This is a genomic window from Microbacterium atlanticum (assembly GCF_015277815.1).
GTDB lineage: Bacteria > Actinomycetota > Actinomycetes > Actinomycetales > Microbacteriaceae > Microbacterium > Microbacterium atlanticum.
Window position 1 is genome coordinate 959,668 of sequence record NZ_CP063813.1, and the last position, 25,396, is coordinate 985,063.

The window sequence follows — 25,396 nt, forward strand, 5'->3', positions numbered from 1 at the left end:
CGAGTTCAGAATTCAGTCCCGTCGTGCAACCGGGGGGCCGGGTGTCCCGGTATTGCGCGGTGCCGCCGGGGCACGCGGCGCAGCAGGACTGAATCCCGAACCGCTCGACGACGCAAACGCCGCTGGAGGCTCAGCGGGTGCGGCGCAGCAGCCCGACCCTGTCGTACACGTCGGCCAGGGTGCGGTCGGCGACAGCCTCGGCCTTCGCCGCGTTGGCGGCGAGCACGCGGTCGAGCTCGGCCGGGTCGTCGAGCAGCTGCAGCGCCCGCTCCCGCACCGGACCGAACTCGTTCACCACGACCTCGGCCAGGCCCTTCTTGAAGTCGCCGTACCCGCGGCCGGCGTACTCGTCCTCGATGGCGGGGATCTGGCGGCCGGTGAGGGCGGCGTAGATGACCAGCAGGTTCGACACGCCGGGCTTCGCCTCGCGGTCGTACCGCACGGCACCCTCGGAATCGGTGACGGCCCGCATGATCTTCTTCGCCGACACGGCCGGGTCGTCCAGCAGCCACAGGACGCCGGCATCCGACTCCGCCGATTTCGACATCTTCGCGGTCGGGTTCTGCAGGTCGTAGATGCGCGCGGTCTCCTGCTGGATCACCGGCGTCGGCACGCGGAACGTGGTCCCGAAGCGGCTGTTGAAACGCTCGGCGAGGTCACGGGTCAGCTCGACGTGCTGCTTCTGGTCGTCGCCGACGGGCACGATGTCGGTCTGGTACAGCAGGATGTCCGCGGCCATCAGCACCGGGTAGGTGAAGAGCCCCACCGATGTGGCGTCCGAGCCGTAGCGCTGCGACTTGTCCTTGAACTGGGTCATGCGGCCGGCCTCGCCGAAGCCGGTGATCGTCGACAGGATCCACGCGAGCTCGGGGTGCGCCGGCACGTGGGACTGCACGTACAGCGTCGACTTGGACGGCTCGATGCCGGCGGCGATGTACTGCGCGGCGGTGCGGCGGGTCTTCTCGCGGAGGTGCTCCGGGTCTTGCGCGACGGTGATCGCGTGCAGGTCGACCACCGAGAAGAACGCGTCGTAGGACTCCTGCAGCTCGCGCCACTGCATGAGAGCCCCGATGTAGTTGCCGATCTGGAGCGAGTCGGCAGAGGGCTGCATGCCGGAGTACAGACGCGATTTGCTCATCCGGCCAGTCTATAAAGCGGATGCCGCGACGCCGTCCCGCCCGGACCCCTCGGTGGCAGGACGCGAACGAGTCAGCGCCCGATCGTGTAGTCGGCGACGACGGGGGAGTGGTCGCTCCACCGGGTGTCCCACGACGGTGCCCGGACGACGCGGTAGTCCACGACCCGCGCGCCGAGTTCGGGCGTCGCGAGGTGGTAGTCGATGCGCCACCCCGCGTCGTTGTCGAACGCGCGCCCGCGCATCGACCACCAGGTGTACGGACCGTCGACGTCGCCGTGGAACCGGCGGCCGACGTCGACCCAGCCGAGGCCCGCTCCGACCGACCCGTCGGCCCCGGTGACGTCGGCGCCCTCGTCGCCGAAGAAGCGGTCGAAGTAGGCGCGCTCGCGCGGCAGGAAGCCGGCCTTCTTGACGTTGCCCTTCCAGTTGCGGATGTCGACCTCGCGGTGGCCGACGTTGAGGTCGCCCATGACGAGCGCGAGCGGCGAGGCGGCGCGAAGCTGCGGCATCCGCTTCTCCATCGCATCGAGGAACGCCCACTTGGCGTCCTGCTTCGGCGTTTCGGCCTCACCGGTGTGCACGTAGGCGCTCACGACGATGAGGCGCTCGCCGTCGATGTCGAAGTCGGCCTCGATCCATCGGCCCGCGCTGTCGAGCACGTCTGCGGCGTCCTCGGCGGCGGGGCCGAGCACGCGCCGCACCTCGACCGAGGGCATGCGGCTGGCCACGGCGACGCCGGCGCGGCCTTTGGCCAGCGCCTCGTCGTTGACGATCTCCCACCCGGGCAGGGCCGAACGCAGCTCGTCCTCGGTCGCGCGCACCTCCTGCAGCGCCATCACGTCGATGTCTGCGGCGTCGAGCCACTCGATCATGCCCTTGCGCGTCGCCGCGCGGATCCCGTTGACGTTGACAGAGGCGATGCGAACACGGCGAGACACGACGGCAAGACTATCCGGGCCTGCCGACACTCACTCGAAGAGGCTGCCGGCCTTCTTCGGCGCAGGGGGCGCGGCCGCCTCGACCTGGCTCAGCTCGTCCTCCGCCGCCCGCACCGCGCGGTTGGCCGCCCACGCCCGGTACCACGGCGCGGTGTCGCGGGCCTCCTCCGCGGTGCGCAGCCGCACGCGCGCGGCCACGAGCAGCGCCGCGTGCTCGGCGGCCAGCCGCTCCGCCTCGGTTTGCGGCAGCAGCGGGATCTCGTCGTCCTCCGCAGAGACGGCGACCCAGGCGGCCGCCACCAGCATGATGATGCCGATGATCCGGAACCACAGCAGCAGCCCGACGAAGATGGCGAAGGTGGCCAGCAGCGCATTGGTCGGGGTGTAGATGAACAGCCAGCCGGTGAACAGCTGCAGCACCGTGATGGCCCCGCCGCCGAGCAGTGCGCCGGGCACGATGCGGCGCGGGGGCAGCTGGGTCCCGGTGAGGAAGCGGATGAGCGCGCCGAGCGCGGCGCTGTAGATGACGAACGAGATGAGGATCGTGCCGATGCTCGTCAGCGCCCCCACCCAGCCCGACGCGTCGTCCCATCCGAGGAGCGACACGACCCAGTTCAGCGCCCACGTGCCCAGCGACGTCGCCGCGAAGCCCAGCACGAGCGCGAGCGCGAAGACTCCCGCTCCGACGAGGTCGCGGGCCTTGAGGTAGAAGTAGCTGCGCAGGTCGGGCGGCAGGCCGAAGATGTCGCGCACCGCGCGGCGGGTGAAGGTGACGAAGCCGATCGCGGTCCACACGAGGGTGCCGAGCGCGATGATGCCCGTGATGCCGAGGACGCCGGCGTTGGTCGTCGCGACCTCGGTCACCTGCTGGGGGGTGAACAGGCCGCCTTCGGGGGCGATGAGCCCAGGGATGTAGCTGTTGATGAGGTCGATGAGACCGTCGATCGCCTGCTGGCTGCCGCCCAGCCAGAGGCCGGTGACGGCGAACGCCACGTAGATGGCCGCAAAAGTCGCGAACAGCGCCTGGTAGCTCACGCCCGCCGCGAGCAGGAAACCGTTGTGCTGCAGGAAATGCCGCCACACCCGCACCGGGAACCACGCCAGCGTGCGCTGCGTGATCGCCGTCGCCCGGCTCAGCGGCTCGTCGAACCGCTGCCGCAGACTGGTCTGCGTCGCCTCCCACCGCGCGCGGAGCGTCTCCTCCTCGCGCTGGGCGGCGTCGGCCTGGTCGCGGGCCTCGTCGTGGCCCTGCGCACGCGGGCCGGGTCGTGCTCGCGCGTCGTCCCGATGGCTCACGGACCTCACATTATCGACATGACGGATGCCGCATCGCAGCGCGATGCGGCATCCGTCACGTCGTCCGGGTGAGAAGCCTACGGTCGTCCGCGCAGGACGGCCTGCTTCACCTCGGCGATGGCCTTGGTCACCTCGATGCCGCGGGGACAGGCCTCGGTGCAGTTGAAGGTCGTGCGGCATCGCCACACGCCCTCCTTGTCGTTGAGGATGTCCAGGCGCACATCGCCGGCGTCGTCGCGCGAGTCGAAGATGAAGCGGTGCGCGTTGACGATGGCGGCGGGGCCGAAGTACTGACCGTCGGTCCAGAACACCGGGCACGATGACGTGCACGCGGCGCACAGGATGCACTTGGTGGTGTCGTCGAAGACCTCGCGGTCGACGATCGACTGGATGCGCTCCTTGCCCGGCTCGGGGGTGGAGCTCGCGATGAGGAACGGCTGCACCTCGCGGTACGACGCGAAGAACGGCTCCATGTCGACGACGAGGTCCTTCTCCAGCGGCAGGCCCTTGATCGCCTCGACGTAGATCGGCTGCGAGATGTCGAGGTCCTTGATGAGCGTCTTGCACGCGAGCCGGTTGCGGCCGTTGATGCGCATCGCGTCGGAGCCGCAGATGCCGTGGGCGCACGAGCGACGGAACGTGAGGGACCCGTCGACCTCCCACTTGATCTTGTGCAGGGCGTCCAGCACGCGGTCGGTCGAGTACAGCTCGACGTCGTAGTCGACCCAGCGCGGCTCCTCGTCGACCTCCGGGTCGAAGCGGCGGATGATGAAGGTCACCAGGAACGACTGGATGCCCGTGTCGTTCGCCGTCTCCTGCGCGCGCTCCGGGGCGTCGGCGTCGGTGCGCTCGATCACGTCGGTTGCCGAGGTGGCCATCAGTACTTCCTCTCCAGCGGCGGGTAGCGCAACTCGCCGGCGTCGTTCTTCGTGAAGACGACGGGCTTCCAGTCGAGCCGGATGTGGTCGTCGGCCTTGGACGAGCCGGCGTCGCCGGCGAGGTAGGCCATCGTGTGCTGCATGTAGTTCTCGTCGTCGCGCTGCGGGAAGTCGTCGCGCATGTGGCCGCCGCGGCTCTCCTTGCGGTTGCGCGCGGTCACGACCACGACCTCCGCGATGTCGAGCAGGAATCCGAGCTCGACGGCCTCGAGCAGGTCGGTGTTGAACCGCTTGCCCTTGTCATCGACGTGCACGTTCCGGTACCGCTCGCGGAGCTCCTCGATCACGTCGAGCACCTCGCCGAGCGACTCCTCGGTGCGGAACACCTGAGCCTTGCGGTCCATCTCGTCCTGCAGCCTCTTGCGCAGGACGGCGATCCGCTCGGTGCCCTGGTTGGCGCGCAGGCCCTCGATCATGTCGCGCACCTCGCCGGCGGGGTCTTCGGGCAGCGGCACGAAGTCCGCGGTCTGCACGTACTGGACCGCGTTGCGGCCGGCCCGCTTGCCGAACACGTTGATGTCCAGCAGCGAGTTGGTGCCGAGGCGGTTGGAGCCGTGGACCGACACGCAGGCGCACTCGCCGGCGGCGTACAGGCCCGGCACGACGGTGGTGTTGTCGCTCAGCACCTGCGCGTCGTTGTTCGTGGGGATGCCGCCCATCGCGTAGTGGGCGGTCGGCATGACGGGCACGGGCTCGACCACCGGGTCGACGCCGAGGTACGTGCGGGCGAACTCGGTGATGTCGGGCAGCTTGGTCTCGAGCACCTCCGCGCCCAGGTGCGTGCAGTCCAGCAGCACGTAGTCGCGGTGGGGCCCCGCACCCCGGCCCTCGGCCACCTCCTGCACCATGCAGCGGCTGACGATGTCTCGCGGAGCGAGGTCCTTGATGGTCGGGGCGTATCGCTCCATGAAGCGCTCGCCCGACACGTTGCGGAGGATGGCGCCTTCGCCGCGCGCGCCCTCGGTCAGGAGGATGCCGAGCCCGGCGAGGCCGGTCGGGTGGAACTGGAAGAACTCCATGTCCTCCAGCGGGAGGCCCTTGCGCCAGATGATCCCGACGCCGTCACCGGTGAGGGTGTGAGCGTTGGAGGTGGTCTTGAAGATCTTGCCGAACCCGCCGGTGGCGAAGATGACCGCCTTCGAGTGGAACACGTGCAGATCGCCGGTGGCCAGCTCGTAGGCCACGACTCCCGCGATCTCGGTCTTGCCGGCGGCATCCTTCACCGTGATGAGGTCGAGCACGTAGAACTCGTTGAAGAAGTTGATGCCGAGCTTGACGCAGTTCTGGAACAGCGTCTGCAGGATCATGTGGCCGGTGCGGTCGGCGGCGTAGCACGCGCGCCGCACGGGCGTCTTGCCGTGGTCGGCGGTGTGCCCGCCGAAGCGCCGCTGGTCGATCTTGCCCTCGGGCGTGCGGTTGAAGGGCAGGCCCATGTTCTCGAGGTCGATGACCGCGTCGATGGCCTCCCTCGCGAGGATCTCGGCGGCGTCCTGGTCGACGAGGTAGTCGCCGCCCTTGACGGTGTCGAAGGTGTGCCACTCCCACGAGTCCTCTTCGACGTTGGCCAGGGCCGCAGCCATGCCGCCCTGGGCCGCGCCGGTGTGCGAGCGCGTGGGGTACAGCTTGGTGATGACGGCGGTCCGCGCGCCGGGGCCGGCCTCGATGGCCGCGCGCATGCCCGCACCGCCGGCGCCCACGATGACGATGTCGAACTGGTGGTAGTGGACGCCGTCCTTGACGTAGGAGTCCGCGGTCTGAGTGCTCACGTGTCGGGTGCCTCTGTTCTGTGATGCGTTCTGTGTCGTGGCGAGGGGGTCTGCGTCAGGGGTTGCAGACCTCGGCCAGGACGCTTCCGTCGCTGAGGTTGGGGATGCAGGGGTCGAAGGTGAAGACCACGAGCGTGCCGAGGAGGATGAGGAGGCCGGCGGTCAGCCAGAGCGCCCACACCAGCACGGTGCGGGTGCGCTCGTGCATGACGTAGTCGTTCACGATGGTCCGCATCCCGTTGGCGCCGTGGATGAGCGCGAGCCAGAGCATCAGCACGTCCCACCACTGCCAGAACGGCGAGGCGAACTTGCCGGCCACGAACGCGAAGTCGATGCCGTGGATGCCCTCGCCCAGCATCAGGTTGACGAACAGGTGACCGAAGATCAGGACGATCAGCAGCACGCCGGACGCGCGCATGTAGATCCAGCCCCACTTCTCGAGGTTCGGTCCGGTGCGACGGACGGGGGTGCGCGGCGCGCGGGGATCGGCGATGGCGGTGCCGTCCTGAGCGGGTCGAAGGGTCATCAGTGCTCTCCTCCCCAGCCGTAGGCGAAGACGATCGACAGGTGGCGGACGGTGAAGGGGATCATCGTCGCCACGAGCAGCGCGATGACGCCCCACCACAGCTGGCGCTGGTGGCGGGTGGCCCACGGCCAGAAGTCCACCAGGATGATCCGGAGGCCGTTGAACGCGTGATAGACGACCGCGCCCACCAGGACGACCTCGCCCACCCCCATGATGGGGTTCTTGTACGAGCTCATCACCGCGTCGTACGCCTCGGGCGCGACCCGGATCAGCGCCGTGTCGAGGATGTGCACGAGGAGGAAGAAGAAGATGGCGACGCCGGTGATGCGGTGGAGCACCCACGACCACATGCCCTCGTTCCCGCGGTAGAGGGTGCCGCGGGGGACTCGGGAGGTGGTCTCGGATACCGACGGTGTGACGCGTGCTGGTGCAGACACGTGCGTCCTCCTTGGATCGAAACACGGTGGGGCGGCCTCGGCGGACGAGGACGGCCCCCGGGCGAGGACCCCAGCGGTGGGCTCGGGGCCGTCGGCGTCACGCGGGCGCTGCGTCCATCCTATTCCCGCTGGGGAGGGCGCGGCGACGAAGGGCATCCTTCGAATCCCTTCATCCGGAGGGATCTTCGCGAGCGCGAAGAACGGCGGAAGTTTCGGGATCGTCAGCCCGCGAGCATCGACTTCCCGGGACCGTCTTGAAAATCCGCCGAAAAGCTTTGCGGCGGCCTCGACGCCTGCCTAGGTTTTGTCGGACACAAGAACAAATGCGTCGCCCCCAACGACGCCGACGAAGATGTCTGGAGTTCTCATGCCCCGATCCATCCGATCGCTTCTGGTGGCCACCGCCGCCGCTGCACTCGTCGTCCCCCTGTGGACGGGGACGGCCGCCACCGCGGCGCCGCCCGGATTCAGCCACGCCGACAAGGACGCGCTGCGCAATCAAGCGCCGCGGGACCTGGAGATCGGCAGCGCCGTGTGGGCGCAGCGCGATCTCCTCACCTACGACCGCAAGGCACCGACCGAGCTCCAGCAGGTGCTCGGCGCTCAGTTCTCCTCGGTGACGCCGGAGAACGACATGAAGTGGGATGCCATCCACCCGGCTCCGGACGTGTACGACTTCACGTCAGCCGACGCTCTGGTCGCGTTCGCGAAGGCGAACAAGCAGGAGATCCGCGGCCACACGCTGCTGTGGCACAGCCAGAACCCGGCGTGGGTGACCGCGGCGAGCAGCACGTGGACCTGCGACGATGCCCGCGCCGTGCTCGAGGACCACATCCGCACCGTGGTCGGCCACTTCAAGGGCGAGATCTACGAGTGGGATGTCGCCAACGAGATCTTCCAGGACACGTGGGACGCCGGCGGAGTCCGGCTGCGCACCGAGGCGAACCCGTTCCTGCGCGCGTGCGCGGACGACCCCGAGGCGCTCATCGGGGATGCATTCCGCTGGGCGCACGAGGCCGACCCCGACGCCGCGCTGTTCCTCAACGACTACAACGCGGAGGGCATCAACGAGAAGACTGACGCCTACTACGCGCTGGCGCAGCGCCTGCTCGCCGACGGCGTGCCGCTGGACGGATTCGGCGCCCAGGGCCACCTGAGCCTGCTCTACGGGTTCGACACCTCCCTCCAGGCGAACTTCGAGCGGTTCGCGGCGCTGGGCCTGAAGGTGGCGATCACCGAGGCGGACGTGCGCATCCCGCTCTTGGCCGGGGAGACCGGCCCGACCGCTGCTCAGGTCGCCGAGCAGGCCGCGCGCTACGACGCGATGCTCGAGGCGTGCCTGAACGTGCCGGCATGCTCGTCGTACACGGTGTGGGGCTTCCCGGACGCCAACTCCTGGGTCCCGGGGGTCTTCCCCGGAGAGGGCTGGGCGACCATCTTCGAGGACGACTTCACGCCGAAGCCGGCGTTCGACGCGATGCTCGCGTCGCTGCGCGACGCGGCCCCGGGCGTCTCGCCTCGAAAGGGCTGATCCGCGCGACGGCGGCGGGCGCACCGCCCGCCGCCGTCACGTCCCCGCCACACGCCCGCCATCCCCGCGAAAGGCGGGCCGATAATCTGGGGCCATGCCTGGACCCATCGACGACTTCTACGCCGTCATCCCCGCCGGCGGCATCGGCAGCCGGCTGTGGCCGCTCTCCCGCGCCGACGCGCCGAAGTTCCTGCACGATCTCACCGGCTCCGGGCGCACGCTGCTGCGCGACACCTGGGATCGCCTGGAGCCGCTCGCGGGACCCGACCGCATCGCGGTCGTGACCGGACGCGCGCACCGCGCCGCGGTCGAGAAAGAGCTGCCGGGGATCGCCGACCGGAACGTGCTCCTGGAGTCCGAGCCGCGGGACTCCACGGCGGCCATCGGGCTGGCCGCAGCGGTCCTGGCCCGCCGGGAGCCCGACGTCATCATCGGCTCGTTCGCCGCCGACCACGTCATCCGGGTACCGCAGCTGTTCGACTGGGCGGTGCAGCAGGCCGTCGCGACCGCGCGCGAGGGCTACATCTGCACCATCGGCATCCAGCCCTCCGAGCCGTCGGTCGGCTTCGGCTACATCCGCAAGGGCGCAGCGCTGACGGTGGAGGGCGCGCCGGAGGCGGCGCTGGTGGAGAGCTTCGTCGAGAAGCCCGACCTCGACACGGCGAAGGAGTACTTCGCCGATCGCAACTACCTGTGGAACGCGGGCATGTTCATCTCCCGCGCCGACGTGCTGCTGGGCGAGATCGCCGAGAGCGACCCGCACCTGTACGCCGGGCTCATGGACCTCGCCGAGGCGTGGGACGACCGCGACCGCCGGGGCCCCGTCGTGGACCGCGTGTGGCCGACACTGACCAAGATCGCCATCGACTACGCCGTCGCCGAGCCGGCGGCGGCCAAGGGGCGACTGGCCGTGGTGCCCGGCCACTTCGACTGGGACGACGTCGGCGACTTCGCGAGTCTGGCCAAGCTCAACTCGGGCGGGCGCAAGAACGACCTGGCGATCCTCGGAGAGAACGCGCGCGTGCTCTCCGATGCAGCCAGCGGGATCGTGGTGAGCCAGACCCGCCGGGTGATCAGCCTGATCGGCGTGCGCGACATCGTCGTGGTCGACACCGATGACGCACTCCTGGTCACCACCAGCGAGCACGCGCAGCGGGTCAAGGGCGTCGTCGACGCGCTCAAGCTCAGCGGTCGCGGCGAGGTGCTCTGAGCGGAACGCCGTGGAACCGGATGCCGCCGGCCGCGGCATCCGGTATCCGGAGGGTCTCGCGATATTGCGTCTTCATAACCTTTCGGCTCACGCGGGCCCGGACGCATGCAAGCCGGGCGTCACAGTGGGTAACTTTGTGCAGTCCCCGTGAAGGACGCGGGGGAACGTAGTGGAGGCTGAGTTGACCATCTCACGCACCAAGAAGCTCGTCGGCGTCACGGTCGCCGCGGGCCTGCTGATCGCCCTCGCGGGCTGCGGCTCCGCCCCGGAGGAGACGGACCCCACCGGTGACGCGGGCGGCGACGTCGTCGAGGGCTTCACGCCCTGCCTCGTCTCGGATGACGGCGGCTTCAACGACAAGTCGTTCAACCAGTCGGCCCTCGAGGGCATGGAGCGCGCCGCCGAGGAGCTCGGCGTCGAGCCGATCGAGGTCGAGTCGAGCTCGGCCAACGACTACGCGCCCAACCTCGAGAACCTCATCGCCGAGGGCTGCACGTTCATCGTCTCGGTCGGCTTCAAGCTCTCCGCCGACACCATCGCCTCTGCGACGGCGAACCCCGACGTGAGCTACGCCATCATCGACGACTGGGCCGACGCCGACGGCGACGGCGAGACCGACGCCCCGAACATCAAGCCGCTCCAGTTCGACACGGTGCAGGCCGCCTACCTCGGCGGCTACGCGGCCGCGGCGTGGTCGGCGCAGTCCGGCGTCAACAAGGTCGGCACGGTCGGTGGCATCCCGATCCCGCCGGTGACGATCTTCATGGACGGCTTCGTCGACGGCGTCGCGAAGTACAACGAGGACAAGGGCGCGAACGTCGAGACCTTCGGCTGGGACGTCGAGGCGCAGGACGGCTCGATGACCGGTGGCTTCGCGGCCAACGACACCGCCAAGCAGGCCATGCAGGGCATCCTCGACCAGGGCGTGGACGTCATCCTCCCGGTCGGCGGCCCGATCTACCAGAGCGCGCGCGACGCCATCACCGACGGCGGCACCGGCACCGTCATGCTCGGTGTGGACTCCGACCTCGCCGTCGCCGACCCGTCGGTCGCCGACATGGTGCTCGTCTCGATCATGAAGCGCATCGACGAGGCCGTCTACCAGGCCACGATGGAGGCGTCGACGGGTGACTTCGACGTCAGCCCGTACGTCGGCACGCTCGAGAACGAGGGCGTCGGCCTCTCCGGCTTCGGCTCGTTCGAGTCGCAGCTGCCCGAGGGTCTGACCGAAGAGCTCGACGCGCTGCGCGAGCAGATCATCTCGGGCGAGCTCGAGGTCACGTCGCCCAGCTCGCCGTAAGGCAGCGCAGCTGTGACATGCGGCCGGGTGGACGACTCCACCCGGCCGCTTTCTTCCGGGCACGCCACCGACCGTGGCGCCGCGCCCGACTGGATATATAAGGTGCAGATATGAAGCTCGAGCTCCGTGGCATCACGAAGCGTTTCGGCTCCCTCGTCGCGAACGACCACATCGATCTGGTGGTCAATGCGGGTGAGATCCACGCTCTTCTGGGGGAGAACGGCGCCGGCAAGTCCACGCTCATGAACGTGCTCTACGGCCTGTATCAGGCCGACGAGGGCGAGATCCTGCTGGACGACGCCGTCCAGCACTTCCGGGGGCCCGGCGACGCGATGAACGCCGGCATCGGCATGGTCCATCAGCACTTCATGCTGATCCCCGTCTTCACGGTCGCCGAGAACGTCATGCTGGGCCACGAGGACACCAAGGCGCTCGGCGCGCTCGACCTCGCCAAGGCCCGGCAGCACGTGCGCGCCGTGGCCGACCGGTTCGGCTTCGAGGTGGATCCCGATGCCATCGTCGGCGACCTGCCCGTCGGCGTGCAGCAGCGCGTCGAGATCATCAAGGCGCTCTCGCGCGACGCGAAGGTGCTCGTGTTCGACGAGCCGACGGCGGTGCTCACGCCGCAGGAGACCGACGAGCTGATGGCGATCATGCGCCAGCTGCGCGACGAGGGAACGTCGATCGTCTTCATCACCCACAAGCTCCGCGAGGTGCGCGCCGTGGCCGACCGCATCACGGTGATCCGGCTCGGGAAGGTCGTCGGCGAGGCCTCGCCCACGGCGTCCAACGCCGAGCTGGCCTCGCTGATGGTCGGCCGCGCCGTCGAGCTCACCGTTCACAAGGAGCCCGCCACGCCGGGCGCCGGAGGCCTCGAGGTGCGGGATCTGCGCGTCGTCGCGCCGGACGGCACGGTCGTCGTCGACCGGGTGAGCTTCGATGTGCGGCCGGGAGAGATCCTCGCCGTCGCCGGTGTGCAGGGCAACGGCCAGACCGAGCTGATCGAGGCCATGGTGGGCCTCGCCGACCGGGTGACCGGCTCGATCGAGCTGGACGGCGTCGAGCTCGTGGGCAAGAGCGTCCGCGGCATCCTGGATGAAGGCGTCGGATTCGTCCCCGAGGACCGCACCGAGGACGGCCTGGTGGGCACTTTCACCGTCGCCGAGAACCTCATCCTCGACCGCTCCGGCGACAGCGCCTTCATCTCCGGCGGCACCATCCGTCGCGGTGTGCTCGACGAGTTCGCCAAGGCCCGCATCGCCGAGTACGACATCCGCACCCAGGGCCCCGACGTCCCCGCCGGCACGCTCTCGGGCGGCAACCAGCAGAAGGTCGTCATCGCCCGCGAGATGAGCCGCGAGCTCAAGCTCCTCGTCGCGGCCCAGCCCACGCGCGGCGTCGACGTGGGCTCCATCGAGTTCATCCACAAACGCATCGTCGAGACACGGGATGCCGGCATCCCGGTCGTCGTCGTCTCGACCGAGCTCGACGAGGTCGCGGCGCTCGCCGACCGCATCGCCGTCATGTACCGGGGCGCGATCGTCGGCATCGTGCCCGGTGGCACCCCCCGAGATGTCCTCGGCCTGATGATGGCCGGCGAGAAGCCTGAGGAGGCGGTCGCGTGAGCGGTCAGAACCCCGCCGGGAGCGGCGAACCGCTGAATGGGCTGCCCCCAGACCAGCTGCCGGCCGTCTCGGGACCCCTCACGGGTTCCCCCGACGTGCCCGCACCCACTCCGGACGCGCCCGGTGCCGTCGACGGAGAGGTGCCGCCGCCCCCGCGGCAGAACGTCTTCATCAAGGAGCTGCTGCGCAGCAACTGGGTCACCACGGTCCTGGCGATCGTCGTGGCGATGATCGTCGGCGGCATCCTGATGGCGCTGACCGACGAGGACGTCCAGGAGGCGGCGGGCTACTTCTTCGCCAGACCCACCGACACTCTCGGGGCCGTCTGGAACGCGGTGTACGGCGGGTACGAGGCGATGTTCCGCGGCGCGATCTTCAACCCGCGGGCGAACGACTTCGCGACGCAGATCCGTCCGCTGACCAACACCCTCGGGTTCGCCGCGCCGCTGATCGCGGCCGGTCTCGGCGTGGCGCTGGCGTTCCGCGTCGGCCTGTTCAACATCGGCGGTCGCGGGCAGATCCTCATCGCCTGCGCGACGGCGGCGCTGCTGACGTTCAACCTGAACCTGCCGATGTTCCTGCAGCTGCCGCTGACGCTCGCGGCGGGCATCGCCGGCGGCGCGATCTGGGGTGGCATCGTCGGTGTGCTCAAGGCCAAGACCGGCGCGCACGAGGTGATCCTCACCATCATGCTCAACTACGTCGCCTTCTACCTGGTGACGTGGATGGTGCGCACGCCGGGCCTGCTGCAGCGCCCCGCCGGCGACCAGCCGATCTCGTCGGGGACGCCGGCCAATGCCCAGTTCCCGGATCTGCTCGGTCCCCGCTTCCCGCTGCTGGACTGGGGCTTCCTCATCGTGATCGGCGCGACGGTCTTCGTCTGGTGGCTCGTCGAGCGCTCCAGCCTCGGCTTCCGCCTGCGCGCGGTGGGCGAGAACCCGCATGCGGCGCGAGCGTCGGGCATCTCGGTGCAGCGCATGTACATCTACGCGATGCTCTTCGCGGGCGGCCTGGCGGGACTGGCGGGCATGAACCAGATCCAGGGCTCGGTCACCACCGGCTTCGACGGGCTGATCGACGCGGGCATCGGCTTCGATGCGATCACCGTGGCGCTGCTCGGCCGCAGCCGCGCGTGGGGCGTGTTCGCGGCGGGCCTGCTGTTCGGCGCGCTCAAGGCCGGGTCATTCACGATGCAGGCCTCGCAGGACATCCCCGTGGACATCGTGCTGGTGGTGCAGTCGCTGATCGTGCTCTTCATCGCCGCGCCGCCGCTGATCCGCACGATCTTCTTCCTCCCCAAGACCGATGCCGAGAAGGCTGCCAAGGCGAGAGCCAAGGCCGCGAAGAAGGCGGTGTCCGCATGACCGCTCTGGCGCCCGCTCCTGCTGCCGCCGGCGGCACGATCCAGCACACGACTGTCCGGGTCCGGCATCTCAAGCTGCCCGTGACCCTGGCCATCGTGACGGTGCTGCTCGCGCTGCTGTTCCTCCTGGTACCGCGCAACGGCATCAGCACGTTCCGCCTCGGCGACCCCGGCTCGACCATCGCGCTGCCCAACGTCAGCGTGCCGACGGCGCTGACCAGCTGGCTCGTCGTCGTGCTGCTGGTGCTGCTGACGGTGTGGGCTTTCTGGGACGCGATGTCGTACCGCCGCACCGGCATCTGGCTGCCGATCGTGTTCGGCCTGCTCGCGGTCTTCGCGTTCCTGGTGTGGGCCTCGGCGGGCGGGCTCGTGCCCGTCACGGGCCTGCTCTTCGGCGCGCTGTCGCTGTCGGTCCCGCTCATCTTCGGTGCCCTCGGCGGCGTCATCGGCGAGCGCGTGGGCGTGGTCAACGTCGCGATCGAGGGTCAGTTCCTCTTCGGCGCCTTCAGCGCCGCCCTGCTGGCCAGCATCACGCGCAACCCGTTCGTGGGCCTGGTCGGCGCCATGGTCGGCGGCGTGCTCGTGGCGTTCGTCCTCGCGGCGTTCTCGATCAAGTACCTCGTCGACCAGGTCATCGTCGGTGTCGTCCTGAACGTGCTCGTCACCGGCCTGACCGGCTTCCTCTACGGCGCCCTGCTGGTCCCGAACGAGTCCGAGCTGAACCGTCCGGTGCGCTTCACGCGCTGGGAGATCCCGGTGCTCGGAGACATCCCCATCATCGGCCCGGTGCTGTTCAACCAGACCTTCATCGTGTACCTGATGTACATCACCGTCGCGCTGGTGGCGTGGGGCCTCTACCGCACGCGGTGGGGTCTGCGCCTGCGCGCGGTCGGGGAGCACCCGCAGGCCGCCGACACCGTGGGCATCAAGGTGAACACGAGCCGCTTCTGGAACGTCTCGCTCGCCGGCGCGATCGCCGGCATCGGCGGCGCCTACTTCACGCTCGTGTCGGTGGGGCAGTTCACCAAGGAGATGACCGCCGGACTCGGCTTCATCGCCCTGGCGGCGGTGATCTTCGGTCGCTGGGACCCGATCCGCGCGACGCTGGCTGCGCTTCTCTTCGGCTTCGCGACCAACCTGCAGAACCTGCTGACGGTGCTGCGCACGCCGATCCCCAGCGAGTTCATGCTGATGCTGCCCTACGTCGTGACGATCATCGCCGTGGCCGGTTTCGCGGGGCAGATCCGCGGACCCGCGGCGGCGGGCAAGCCGTACATCAAGGGCTGATCACTGCGAACGGAGTGCTCTGGTGACCGATATCGACTGGGATGAGCTGCGCGCCGCGGCCACCGACGCGATGCGGCGCGCGTATGCGCCGTACTCGCGCTACAAGGTGGGCGCGGCGGCGCTCGTGACCGACGGGCGCATCGTGACCGGCTGCAACGTCGAGAACGCCTCGTACGGCGTGGGGCTGTGCGCCGAGTGCGGCCTGGTGAGCGAGCTGCACAACTCCGGCGGGGGAGGCCTCGTCGCGTTCGTGTGCGTCAACGGCCACGGCGACACGATCATGCCGTGCGGCCGGTGCCGGCAGCTGCTGTTCGAGTTCGCCGTCCCGGGCATGCTGCTCGAGACCGTCTCGGGCATCCGCACCATCGACGAGGTGCTCCCCGATGCGTTCGGGCCGCGAGACCTCGAGGAGGCCGGTCGATGAGCGAGCAGGGCACGGATGCCGCGGTGGAGCCGTTCGACGCGGTGGACGTGATCCGCGCCAAGCGCGACGGGGGAGCGGTCCCTGAGGACGCCCTGCGCTGGATGGTCGACGCCTACACGCGCGGCTACGTCGCCGACTCCCAGATGGCGGCGTTCGCGATGGCGATTCTCCTCAACGGCATGACCCGCGACGAGATCCGCGTCATGACCGACGCGATGATCGCGTCGGGAGAGCGGATGAGCTTCGCGGGCCTGGGCAAGCCGACGGTCGACAAGCACTCCACCGGCGGCGTGGGCGACAAGATCACGCTTCCCCTGGCGCCGCTGGTCGCCTCGTTCGGCGTCGCGGTGCCGCAGCTGTCGGGCCGTGGCCTCGGCCACACCGGCGGCACGCTCGACAAGCTCGAGTCGATCCCCGGGTGGCGCGCGGCGCTCTCGAACGACGAGATGTTCGCGCAGCTGCGCGACATCGGCCCGGTGATCTGCGCCGCCGGCTCCGGTCTCGCGCCCGCCGACAAGAAGCTCTACGCGCTGCGCGACGTGACCGGCACGGTCGAGGCGATCCCGCTGATCGCGTCGAGCATCATGTCGAAGAAGATCGCGGAGGGCACCGACTCGCTGGTGCTCGACGTGAAGTTCGGCTCCGGCGCGTTCATGCGCGACGTGGACCGCGCGCGCGAGCTGGCGCGCACGATGGTGGAGCTCGGCACCGACTCGGGGGTCGCGACGACCGCGCTCCTCACCGACATGAACACCCCCCTCGGCCTCGCGATCGGCAACGCCAACGAGGTGCGCGAGTCGGTCGAGGTGCTCGCCGGCGGCGGGCCCGCCGACGTGGTCGAGCTGACGGTGGCGCTCGCGCGCGAGATGCTGGCGCTCGCGGGCCAGCCGGACGCCGACGTCGAGGCCGCGCTGCGCGACGGCCGCGCCATGGACGCCTGGCGCGCCATGATCCGCGCTCAGGACGGGGATCCGGATGCCGCGCTCCCCGCGCCGAACGAGACGCACACGGTGACGGCGACCGAGGCGGGCTTCGTCACCCGCGTGGAGGCGCTCCCCTTCGGAATCGCGGCGTGGCGCCTCGGGGCCGGGCGGGCCCGGGCGCAGGACCCGGTGCTGCACGCGGCGGGCATCGACCTCCACGTCAAGCCGGGCGACGAGGTCGCTGCCGGCCAGCCGCTCTTCACGCTGCTCGGGCAGGACGACTCCCGCTTCGCGCGTGCGCTCGAGGCGCTCGAAGGAGCCTGGGAGGTGGGGACGGATGCCCCGCCCCGCACGCCCCTCGTCCTCGAACGCATCACTGCCTAGACTGATCAGTCGCGCCTGCCGCGACATGCGGCGGCGCCGGGCCGCGGCATCCGCCGTCGAATCCCACCCGCGATCGCCACCGAGGAGAACTGAATGCCCATCGACCAGCACGGCGACGCCATCCTCGAGGGTCTGTCGATCCGCGGCCTGCCGAAGGTGTCGCTGCACGACCACCTCGACGGCGGCGTGCGGCCCGCGACGATCATCGAGCTCGCCGACGCCATCGGGCTGGAGGTTCCGGAGTCCGACCCCGACGACCTCGCGGACTGGTTCGCCGAGAAGAGCGACTCCGGGTCGCTCGTCGAGTACCTGAAGACCTTCGACCTGACGACGGCCGTCATGCAGACCCGCGAAGGGCTCACCCGGGTTGCGCGGGAGTTCGTCGAAGACCTCGCCGCGGACGGCGTGATCTACGGCGAGGTGCGGTGGGCCCCTGAGCAGCACCTCGGCCGCGGGCTGTCGCTCGAGGATGCGGTCGCCGCCGTGCAGGAGGGGATCGAGGAGGGCGAGGATGCCGCCGAGGCGCGCGGGCGCGACATCCGCGTGGGTCAGCTCATCACCGCGATGCGCCACACCGACCGGTCGCCCGAGATCGCGCGGCTCGCGGTGGACTGGCGCGGTCGCGGCGCGGTCGGCTTCGACATCGCGGGGCCGGAGGACGGCTTCCCCGCCTCGAACCACCGCGAGGCGTTCGACTACCTCGCCTCGGAGTTCTTCCCGGTCACCGTGCACGCCGGCGAGGCCGCGGGGCTGGACTCCATCCGCTCGGCGCTGATCGACGGGCGCGCCCTGCGTCTGGGCCACGGGGTGCGCATCGCCGAGGACCTCGAGGTGGTCTCGCGCGCGGGCGAAGAGGTGCTGGTGCAATTCGGCGATCTCGCCCGCTGGGTGCGCGACCGCGAGATCCCCCTCGAGCTGTCGCCGTCGTCGAACCTGCAGACCGGCGCGATCGAGCGCTGGGGCACGACGATGGAGGACCACCCGTTCGACCTGCTCTACCAGCTCGGCTTCTCGGTCACGGTGAACGTCGACAACCGCACGATGAGCCGCACCTCGCTGACGCGCGAGCTCGCGCTGCTCGCCGAGACCTTCGAGTACGGCCTCGACGACCTCGAGGCGTTCCAGCTGAACGCCGCCGCGGGGGCCTTCCTCGCGGTCGAGGAGCGTGAGGAGCTCATCGAGCTGATCGCCGAGGGCTTCGAGCGATAGCCCGGGTGGCGTTGCGCAGCGACCGAGCCGCAACTCCTGAAGTCCTCGGGCCGAGCCGCGCCGGCGGCCCGGATCCTGGGCGCAGGCGCGCACTTCTCAGGAGTTCGGCACGCGCGTCGAACGGCGGCCGTGCGTCAGGATCTCCCTCAGGGCGTCGAGAACTTCCTCACGGTCGAACATGACGTCCTCTGCGAGCACCCGTACGGTCGTGTAGCCGAGGCGCGCGGCGGCGAGGTCGCGGCGGCGGTCCCGCTTCTGGCTCTGCCACCCGGAGTGGAAGGCCTCGCTGTCGCACTCCACGATGAGCCAGCCGTCGACGATGAAGTCCACCCGGCCGACGCGCGGGACCGAGACCTGCACGTCGAAACGGCATCCGAGGCCGCGAAGGATGAGCCGCATCAGGCTCTCCGGCCCGGATTCGCTCCGCGGGTCGAGCAGGGGCCGCAACCGCCGGTACTTCTGCGGCAGTCGGGTGAACACCTCGGCGATGTCGTGGGCATCGACCAGGCCGCGATGCCACGCGCTGTCGAGCGTAGCGATGGCGGCGCGAGGCTCCTGACACTTCGTGGCCTGGACCAGGGCCTCGATCACGTCGGTGATGAGATGATCGGCTGCCGCCGTCGTCGCACGCCAATGCGCCACGACCTCGGACGGCCGCGTCGGGAGGCGACTCGCCAGCGGGTCGAACTGGAGGTGCAGCGGCGCGCGCGCGTGCACGAACACACCCAGCCGGCGCAGCAGCGACACACAGTCGAGCCGGCCGCCGAGTCGCGCGGCGTCGACGACGTCGTCGGTCAGCCCTGCCCGCACATACCGGCCCTTGCGGACGCGCAGGAGCCTTCCGTGGGCGACGGCGGCGCGGAGTTGTCGGCGCGTGACGCCGACACCGCGCAATCCGTCGGTCGTCATGAAGGCGGGTGGGACCGGCCAGGCCGCGTCGGAGAGAGTGCTCATGGCCACAACCTGCCCGTGATGCCGCCTGCGTCCGCCCCCGGTGACGCGGTACGAGGACAAGTCCAGACTCGGCCGGGTTGGGGAGGAGGGTGCGAGGCTCGGCGTGGTCGCAACTCCTGAGGAATCAGCCGATGGGGAGGGCGTCGCTCGGCGGGCGGTCGCAGCTCCGGAGGAATCGGCCGCGATGGGGGAGTCGCTCGGCGGGGGCCGCAACTCCTGAGGAACCGGCCGCGACCGGGTGAGTCCCATAGCGTGGTGTCACTTCCCGCGGGGGGTCTCGTCGTCGTAGACGATGAAGGGCCACCGTGGGATGACCAGTTGTTTCCGGCAAGAAGCAAAGCAGAGATCCCACGATGACCCACCACCAGTCTGCCCTGACGACCCTGATCGGCGAAGTCCTCGCCGATCCCGACCTCGCCCACTCGGACGTGTTCCGACGGATGCTGCAGGCCGGCCTGCAGGACCTGATCAACGCGGAAGCGACGGTGAAGATCGGCGCGGCGCCGCACGAGCGCACCCCAGAGCGGACCACGCGTCGTAACGGCACCCGCCCGAAGACCCTCGCGACCCCGGCCGGCGAGGTCGACCTTCAGATCCCGAAGCTGCGCGAGGGGTCGTTCTTCCCGTCGCTGCTCAGCCCCCGCCGCCGGGTCGACAAGGCACTCTACGCGGTGATCTGCCAGGCGTGGATCGACGGGGTGTCCACTCGCAAAGTCGATCAGCTGGTCCGGGCGCTGGGCAACGACACCGGCATCTCGAGGTCGACGGTGTCGCGGATCTGCGGGGAGATCGACGAGGCGGTGCAGGAGTTCCTGCACCGCCGGATCGATCACACCTGGTTCCCCTACCTGTTCCTGGACGCCACTTACCTCGACGTGCGCCACCGCGGCCGTGTCGTCTCCCAAGCCCTCGTCGTCGCCACCGGCGTCAGCGGCGACGGCCGCCGGGAGATCCTCGGGATGGCGCTCGGCGACGCGGAGACTACGGACTTCTGGACCGAGTTCCTCCGCGGCCTCCGAGACCGCGGGCTGAAGGTCGCTACCGACGCCGATCCGCTCGGCGTCGCGCTGGTCACCTCCGACGCGCACGCCGGCCTGAAAGCGGCGGTCAAGGCGATCCTGCCCGGATCCGGATGGCAACGATGCCGGGTTCATTTCGCCCGCAATGTCACCCAGAAGATCGGATCCGCGCGTTCCAAGCCCGTCAATGCGCTGATCTCGACGATCTTCGCGCAGACCACCTCGGAGGCCGTGATCGCCCAGTACCAGGCCGTCACCGACAGCCTGCGCGCCTCCTTCCCCGAGATCGCGGCCATGCTCGAGGCCGCAGAACCCGACCTCACCGCGTTCGCACCACTGCCGCGCGAGCATTGGCAGAAGGTCTGGTCGAACAACCCGATCGAACGCCTCAACCGCGAGATCAAACGCCGCGACGACGTCGTGCAGATCTTCCCCGACCGCGACTCCGTGACCCGCCTCATCGGCGCCGTCCTGCAGGAGCAGCACGAGGAATGGAGCTACGGCGAACGCCGCTACTTCTCCGACATCTCGATGCGCAAACTCGTCCACACCCTCAACGAGCACACCGAACCCGCCCGCCCCGAGCTCTACCTCACCGCCTGACCATCACCCACCACAGGGAACAACCGGAGTGACACCACACCACGGGACTTGACCCCGCGACCGCCGCACCCCGGGCGCGGCGGCCGCGTCCGACCCTGTTTCTCAGGAGTCGGAGATGGGGCGCGACCCCGCGTGGGAACCGGCCGGCAACCGGCGACGCGGAGCCTTGCCCCTTGGCGTGGTCGCAACTCCTGAGGATTCGGCGGCCGCCGCCGCATCCGGGCACCGGCGGCGGTGTCCGGCCCTGTTTCTCAGGAGTTGCGGACGGGGAGCGGACCCGCGCGGGAGCCGACCGGTGCCGCCGCCGCGCCGGTCAGCCCACGCGGGCGGCCGAGTCGCGCCAGGTCAGCCGCGCCGGGGCGGCCGAGCCCCCCAGCTCAGCTGGCGCCGGCCGCCTTCAGCGCGAACGCGCCGACCAGCTCGGTGAGCTGCTCGCGCATGTCGTCGTCGGAGATCGTCGGGGTGCCGTCGCCGGCCTGCGGCCCGTAGTCGCCGAACGACGAGTGGGCGGCCCCCGGGATCTCGTGCAACACGGCGTCGGCCGGCAGCAGCGGGCGGGCATCGGCGATCTTGCCGGCCGTCGTCAGCCCGTCCTCGCTGCCGGAGATGCTGAGCACGGGAATTCCGCTCTCGGACAGGTCGGTGGCGCAGTACGAGGCGAAAAGGGCCAGGCCGTCGGCATCCGTCGCCAGCTGGCACGCGCGCACCCCGCCGAGGGAGTGTCCGCCGACCACCCACGTGTCGATCTCGGGGGCGAGGCCGGTGAAGGCGTCGAGCGGCCGCAGATCGAAGAAGGCGAGGTTGAGCCAGGGCTTCGTGATGACGACGGTGAGGCCCGCGTCCGCGACAAGCCCCGCGAGCTTGTCGGCGTAGGCGAGGGGCTCGACCTTGGCACCGGGGACGTAGACGAGTCCGACATCGGCGCCGTCGTCCGCGGGAGAGAGCACGATCGCGCCGCCGGTGTCGGAGATCTCGATCGCCGGGTTCGCGCGCACGTCGTCGAGCGGCCCCGCCTCGGCGGGCATCACGCCGACCTGGCTCCAGACGAGGATGCCGACGACGCCGGCGACGATCAGGGCACCGAGCGAGCCGACGATCCACCAGGCGATGCGGCGCCCGCGGCGGCGGGGCTGAGAGGAATCGGTGGGTTCGGCGAGGGGTGCAGGCGAGGTCACCGTACGAGCGTACGGTCCGCCGCCTGGGAAGCTACCCGTCCTCGGGAGCCAGCTCCGCCTGCCGCGCGGCGACGACCGCCTCCACGCGTGGGAAGAGCGGATGCCCCGGCTCCAGGCCGGTGACGGCTTCGGTGAACTCCGCGGCTCCCTGTTCGCGCAGCATCCGCTGCAGGTCGACCGACTGGGCGTCCTCCTCGTCGTCGAACGCCAGCGCCGCGCCCATCGCCGCGACGAGGGCGTCCACCCCAAGGCCGCGCTCGGCTGCCTCCGCCGCCGGACCGGTGAAGCGCTCGTGGCGGGAGAGCTTGCGCAGCGGCTGGCGCCCCACCCGCCACACGGTGTCGGGCAGCGCGGCGTTGCGGAAGCGCTGCAGGATCGTGGCGCGGTAGTCGGCGAGCGACGCGGGATCGAGCCCGTGCTTGGCCGCCAGGAGTGCCGAGGTCTCCTCGAGCGCGGCCGACACGCGCGCGGCGATCGACGCGTCGGCCAGAGCGTCGGCGATCGACTCGACGCCGGCCTGCGCGCCGAAGTACGCCGTCGCCGCGTGGCCGGTGTTGACCGTGAAGAGCTTGCGCTCGATGTAGGGGCCGAGGTCGTCGACGAAGTGCGCGCCGGGGATGTTCGGGGGGTCCTCGCCGAACGGCAGGCGCTCGATCGCCCACTCGAAGAACGGCTCGACCGTGACGTCCACGCCGCCGCCTTCCGGCTGGGCGGGCACGATGCGGTCGACGGCGGTGTTGGCGAACACCGCGCGCGAGGCCAGTCCGTCCCAGCCGTCGCCGGCGAGGGCGACGATCTCGTCGCGCAGCAGATCGGTCGCGTTGATCGCGTTCTCGCACGCCATGATCTGCAGCGGCGGGCTCGACGGGTTGCGCAGCGCGAGCCCGGCGACGATGTGCGGGGCGACGAACCTCAGGATGGTCGGGCCGACGGCCGTCGTGACGACGTTCGCGGTGGCGATCTCGTCGACCAGCTCCTCGGGGCGCTCGGCGCTGTTGATGGCGCGGAAGTCCGTGACCACGGTGTCCTCGCCGCCCTCGCCGACCTCGTGGACGGTATAGCGGTCCGCGGCGTTGATGGCGTCCACGAGACTCGCAGCGACGTCCGAGAACACCAGGCGGTAACCGCCCTGGTGCAGGAGCAGGCCGACGAACCCCCGGCCGATGTTGCCCGCGCCGAAGTGGACGGCCTTCATCAGACGCCCGCCGCCGACACCAGGGCGAACAGCTCCTCCGGCGTCTGCGCGCGCTTGAGCTTGGCGACCTCGTCCTCGTCGGAGAACAGGATGGCGATCTGCGACAGGATCTCGAGGTGCTCATCGCCCTTGCCGGCGATGCCGATGACGAAGGTTACCGGGTTGCCGTCCCAGTCCACGCCGCCGTCGTAGCGGACGACGGAGAGGGCGGAGTCGAGGATCTCGTTCTTCGTCTCGTTCGTGCCGTGCGGGATGGCCAGCTCGTTGCCCATGTAGGTCGAGACCGTCTGCTCCCGCTGCAGCATGGCGTCGTAGTAGGCGCCGGTGACCGCGCCGGCGGTCTGCAGGATGTCAGCGGCCTCGCGCATCGCATCGTCGCGCGTCGCGCTGCCGGAGTGGATGCGCACCTGACCGATGCTCAGAACCTCGCGTGCCATGTCGTCGCCTTTCTGGTGGGTCGTCGTGGATGTGGGGGGCGGATGCCGCGGCCGGCTGTGTCCTCGACCTTACGGGCCGCTCGCGGAAAGGGCGATGGGACCGGGGGCTTCACGCCGGCCCGGCCCCATCGCAGTCGGTGCTACGCCTTGCCCTCGTGCTGAGAGCGGACGAGGTCGACGACCTCGTCGTAGCGCGGCGAGTTCATGAAGTTGTCGACCGAGACGTGCACCGCGTCGGGCGTGCGCTGGCGCGCCCGGTCGGTGAGCTGGTTCTGCGTGATGACCAGGTCGGCCGATCGGTCGAGGTTGGCGATCGCTTTGTTGACGACCGTGACGTCCTCGATGCCCGCCTTCTTGATCTTGTTGCGCAGCACGCTCGCCCCCATGGCCGAGGACCCCATGCCCGCGTCGCACGCGAACACGATGTTCCGGATCTCGCGCTCGGTCATGGTGGCCGGCTCGATGCCGCCGGCTGCTCCGGTGGCCGCGCCGCCGCGGAGGCCGGCCAGCGCGTCGGAGGACTTGCCCTTGGCCGCCTCGGTCTGGGTGATCGCCGCGCCGAAGGCGTCGTCGGTCGCCGCCATCGCCGCGAGGTCCCGCTTGCGGGACGCACGCAGGATGAGCGCGGCGATGACGAACGTGACGGCGGCCGAGAGGATCACCGAGAGGATCACCGCGAGGTAGGCGCCCTGGGCCGTCTGCGCGAGCACCGCGATGATGCTGCCGGGTGCCGCCGGTGCCCGAAGCGCCCCGCCGAGGAGCATGTTGGTGGTGACACCGGTCATGCCGCCGGCGATGAGCGCGACGATGAGGATCGGCTTCATCAGCGCGTACGGGAAGTACACCTCGTGGATGCCGCCGAAGAACTGGATCACCGCGGCGCCGGGGGCCGACGCGCGGGCGGCGCCCAGGCCGAAGAAGGTGAACGCCAGCAGCAGGCCGACGCCGGGGCCGGGGTTCGCCTCGAGGAGGAACAGGATCGACGAGCCCTCCTCGGCCGCCTGCGAGATGCCGAGCGGCGTGAGGACGCCGTGGTTGATGGCGTTGTTGAGGAAGAACACCTTCGCCGGCTCGATGATGATGCTGGTCAGCGGCAGCAGGTTGAAGTCGACGAGCCACTCCACCGCGCGGGAGAGCACGCCCATGATGCCGTTGACGAGCCACGCGACCGGGTAGAACCCGACGATGGCCATCACGAAGCCCCAGATGCCCGCCGAGAACATGTTGACGAGCATCTCGAAGCCCGCCTTGATCTTGCCCTCCCACAGGCTGTCGAGCCACTTCATCGTGTAAGCCGACAGCGGGGCGAGGATCATGGCGCCGATGAACATGTGCACCTGACCCAGCTGCGGCTCTCCCTCGGGGAGGGTCGCGTTGAACTGGGCGATGAGGAGGTCGGAGCCGGCGATCGCTCCCATCGTGGCGATGGAGGCCACCACGCCGCCTCGGATGCCGTAGACGATGCTGCCGCCCGTATAGGCGATCAGGATCGGCAGCAGGTAGTGGATGAAGGGGCCCACGATCGTCGCGAGGTCGGCGTTGGGTGTCCAGCCGACTCCGATGAAGAACGCGGTGAAGATGCCCCACGCGATGAGCGCGGGGATGTTCGGCATGATCATGCCGGAAAGGAACGTGCCGAAGCGCTGGACTCCGACTCGCGCCCTGCTGGCGCCCGATGTGGGCGCTGACGCCGTTGTCATGGCTGGTTCTCCTTCTTC

22 protein-coding genes are annotated in these 25,396 nt (G+C 69.9%); 10 read left to right on the forward strand and 12 right to left on the reverse strand.

Features of this window, described 5'->3' with window-relative positions:
* Positions 1–130: 130 nt before the first annotated feature.
* From trpS to sdhC, 7 genes are all read right to left on the reverse strand, one after another.
* Complete coding sequence (gene trpS, locus IR212_RS04205; RefSeq protein ID WP_194397737.1) at positions 131–1,138, reverse strand: tryptophan--tRNA ligase; 1,008 nt, start codon at positions 1,136–1,138, stop codon at positions 131–133.
* A 71-nt stretch (positions 1,139–1,209) separates the two neighbouring features.
* Entirely contained in the window at positions 1,210–2,076 is an 867-nt protein-coding gene (locus tag IR212_RS04210; RefSeq protein ID WP_194397738.1) for an exodeoxyribonuclease III, read from the reverse strand.
* Between the two features lie 30 nt (positions 2,077–2,106).
* A complete protein-coding gene (locus IR212_RS04215) occupies positions 2,107–3,372 on the reverse strand; it encodes a YihY/virulence factor BrkB family protein (RefSeq protein WP_228479476.1) in 1,266 nt (421 codons plus the stop codon).
* 77 nt (positions 3,373–3,449) lie between these two features.
* Positions 3,450–4,250 carry a succinate dehydrogenase iron-sulfur subunit gene (locus IR212_RS04220; RefSeq protein ID WP_194397739.1) on the reverse strand — a complete coding sequence of 267 codons (801 nt, stop codon included), beginning with the start codon at positions 4,248–4,250 and terminating at the stop codon, positions 3,450–3,452.
* Positions 4,250–6,076 (reverse strand): succinate dehydrogenase flavoprotein subunit, encoded by a 1,827-nt coding sequence (gene sdhA, locus IR212_RS04225; RefSeq protein WP_194397740.1) that lies wholly within the window; start codon positions 6,074–6,076, stop codon positions 4,250–4,252. Before sdhA ends, IR212_RS04220 begins: the two co-directional genes overlap by 1 nt.
* Before the next feature lie 55 nt (positions 6,077–6,131).
* A complete protein-coding gene (locus IR212_RS04230; protein ID WP_194397741.1) occupies positions 6,132–6,602 on the reverse strand; it encodes a succinate dehydrogenase hydrophobic membrane anchor subunit in 471 nt (156 codons plus the stop codon).
* A complete protein-coding gene (gene sdhC, locus IR212_RS04235; protein WP_194397742.1) occupies positions 6,602–7,039 on the reverse strand; it encodes a succinate dehydrogenase, cytochrome b556 subunit in 438 nt (145 codons plus the stop codon). Before sdhC ends, IR212_RS04230 begins: the two co-directional genes overlap by 1 nt.
* Positions 7,040–7,406: 367 nt before the next feature.
* On the opposite strand from sdhC, the gene IR212_RS04240 reads away from it, so the two are divergent.
* From IR212_RS04240 to IR212_RS04280, 9 genes are all read left to right on the forward strand, one after another.
* Entirely contained in the window at positions 7,407–8,570 is a 1,164-nt protein-coding gene (locus IR212_RS04240; RefSeq protein WP_194397743.1) for an endo-1,4-beta-xylanase, read from the forward strand.
* A gap of 94 nt (positions 8,571–8,664) precedes the next feature.
* Complete coding sequence (locus tag IR212_RS04245) at positions 8,665–9,780, forward strand: mannose-1-phosphate guanylyltransferase (protein ID WP_194397744.1); 1,116 nt, start codon at positions 8,665–8,667, stop codon at positions 9,778–9,780.
* 181 nt (positions 9,781–9,961) lie between these two features.
* A complete protein-coding gene (locus tag IR212_RS04250) occupies positions 9,962–11,080 on the forward strand; it encodes a BMP family lipoprotein (RefSeq protein WP_194397745.1) in 1,119 nt (372 codons plus the stop codon).
* Between the two features lie 110 nt (positions 11,081–11,190).
* On the forward strand, positions 11,191–12,705 hold the full coding sequence (locus IR212_RS04255) for an ABC transporter ATP-binding protein (RefSeq protein ID WP_194397746.1): 1,515 nt from the start codon (positions 11,191–11,193) through the stop codon (positions 12,703–12,705).
* Positions 12,702–14,069, forward strand: coding sequence for an ABC transporter permease (locus IR212_RS04260; RefSeq protein ID WP_194397747.1), 1,368 nt, complete (start codon positions 12,702–12,704; stop codon positions 14,067–14,069). Before IR212_RS04255 ends, IR212_RS04260 begins: the two co-directional genes overlap by 4 nt.
* Complete coding sequence (locus IR212_RS04265) at positions 14,066–15,355, forward strand: ABC transporter permease (protein WP_194397748.1); 1,290 nt, start codon at positions 14,066–14,068, stop codon at positions 15,353–15,355. The genes IR212_RS04260 and IR212_RS04265 overlap by 4 nt, the downstream gene beginning before the upstream one ends.
* A 22-nt stretch (positions 15,356–15,377) precedes the next feature.
* Complete coding sequence (locus tag IR212_RS04270; RefSeq protein ID WP_194397749.1) at positions 15,378–15,779, forward strand: cytidine deaminase; 402 nt, start codon at positions 15,378–15,380, stop codon at positions 15,777–15,779.
* Positions 15,776–17,086: a thymidine phosphorylase gene (locus IR212_RS04275; protein ID WP_194397750.1), complete on the forward strand. Its 1,311-nt coding sequence runs from the start codon at positions 15,776–15,778 to the stop codon at positions 17,084–17,086. The genes IR212_RS04270 and IR212_RS04275 overlap by 4 nt, the downstream gene beginning before the upstream one ends.
* Before the next feature lie 93 nt (positions 17,087–17,179).
* Positions 17,180–18,295 carry an adenosine deaminase gene (locus tag IR212_RS04280; RefSeq protein WP_194397751.1) on the forward strand — a complete coding sequence of 372 codons (1,116 nt, stop codon included), beginning with the start codon at positions 17,180–17,182 and terminating at the stop codon, positions 18,293–18,295.
* A 96-nt stretch (positions 18,296–18,391) separates the two neighbouring features.
* On the opposite strand, the gene IR212_RS04285 is transcribed toward IR212_RS04280, so the two are convergent.
* The gene (locus IR212_RS04285; protein WP_228479477.1) at positions 18,392–19,249 is read right to left on the reverse strand and encodes an endonuclease domain-containing protein; all 858 of its coding nucleotides are present in this window, start codon (positions 19,247–19,249) and stop codon (positions 18,392–18,394) included.
* Positions 19,250–19,602: 353 nt separating this feature from the next.
* On the opposite strand from IR212_RS04285, the gene IR212_RS04290 reads away from it, so the two are divergent.
* Complete coding sequence (locus IR212_RS04290) at positions 19,603–20,871, forward strand: IS256 family transposase (protein ID WP_194397752.1); 1,269 nt, start codon at positions 19,603–19,605, stop codon at positions 20,869–20,871.
* 377 nt (positions 20,872–21,248) lie between these two features.
* Here the strand turns inward: IR212_RS04290 and IR212_RS04295 are convergent, their stop codons facing one another.
* From IR212_RS04295 to IR212_RS04310, 4 genes are all read right to left on the reverse strand, one after another.
* The gene (locus IR212_RS04295; protein WP_228479478.1) at positions 21,249–22,046 is read right to left on the reverse strand and encodes an alpha/beta hydrolase; all 798 of its coding nucleotides are present in this window, start codon (positions 22,044–22,046) and stop codon (positions 21,249–21,251) included.
* Positions 22,047–22,077: 31 nt separating this feature from the next.
* Positions 22,078–23,241: a mannitol-1-phosphate 5-dehydrogenase gene (locus IR212_RS04300; RefSeq protein WP_194397753.1), complete on the reverse strand. Its 1,164-nt coding sequence runs from the start codon at positions 23,239–23,241 to the stop codon at positions 22,078–22,080.
* Complete coding sequence (locus IR212_RS04305) at positions 23,241–23,678, reverse strand: PTS mannitol transporter subunit IIA (RefSeq protein WP_194397754.1); 438 nt, start codon at positions 23,676–23,678, stop codon at positions 23,241–23,243. The genes IR212_RS04300 and IR212_RS04305 overlap by 1 nt, the downstream gene beginning before the upstream one ends.
* A gap of 140 nt (positions 23,679–23,818) precedes the next feature.
* Positions 23,819–25,378, reverse strand: a complete 1,560-nt coding sequence (locus tag IR212_RS04310; RefSeq protein WP_194397755.1) for a PTS mannitol transporter subunit IIBC — start codon at positions 25,376–25,378, stop codon at positions 23,819–23,821.
* Between the last annotated feature and the right edge of the window lie 18 nt (positions 25,379–25,396).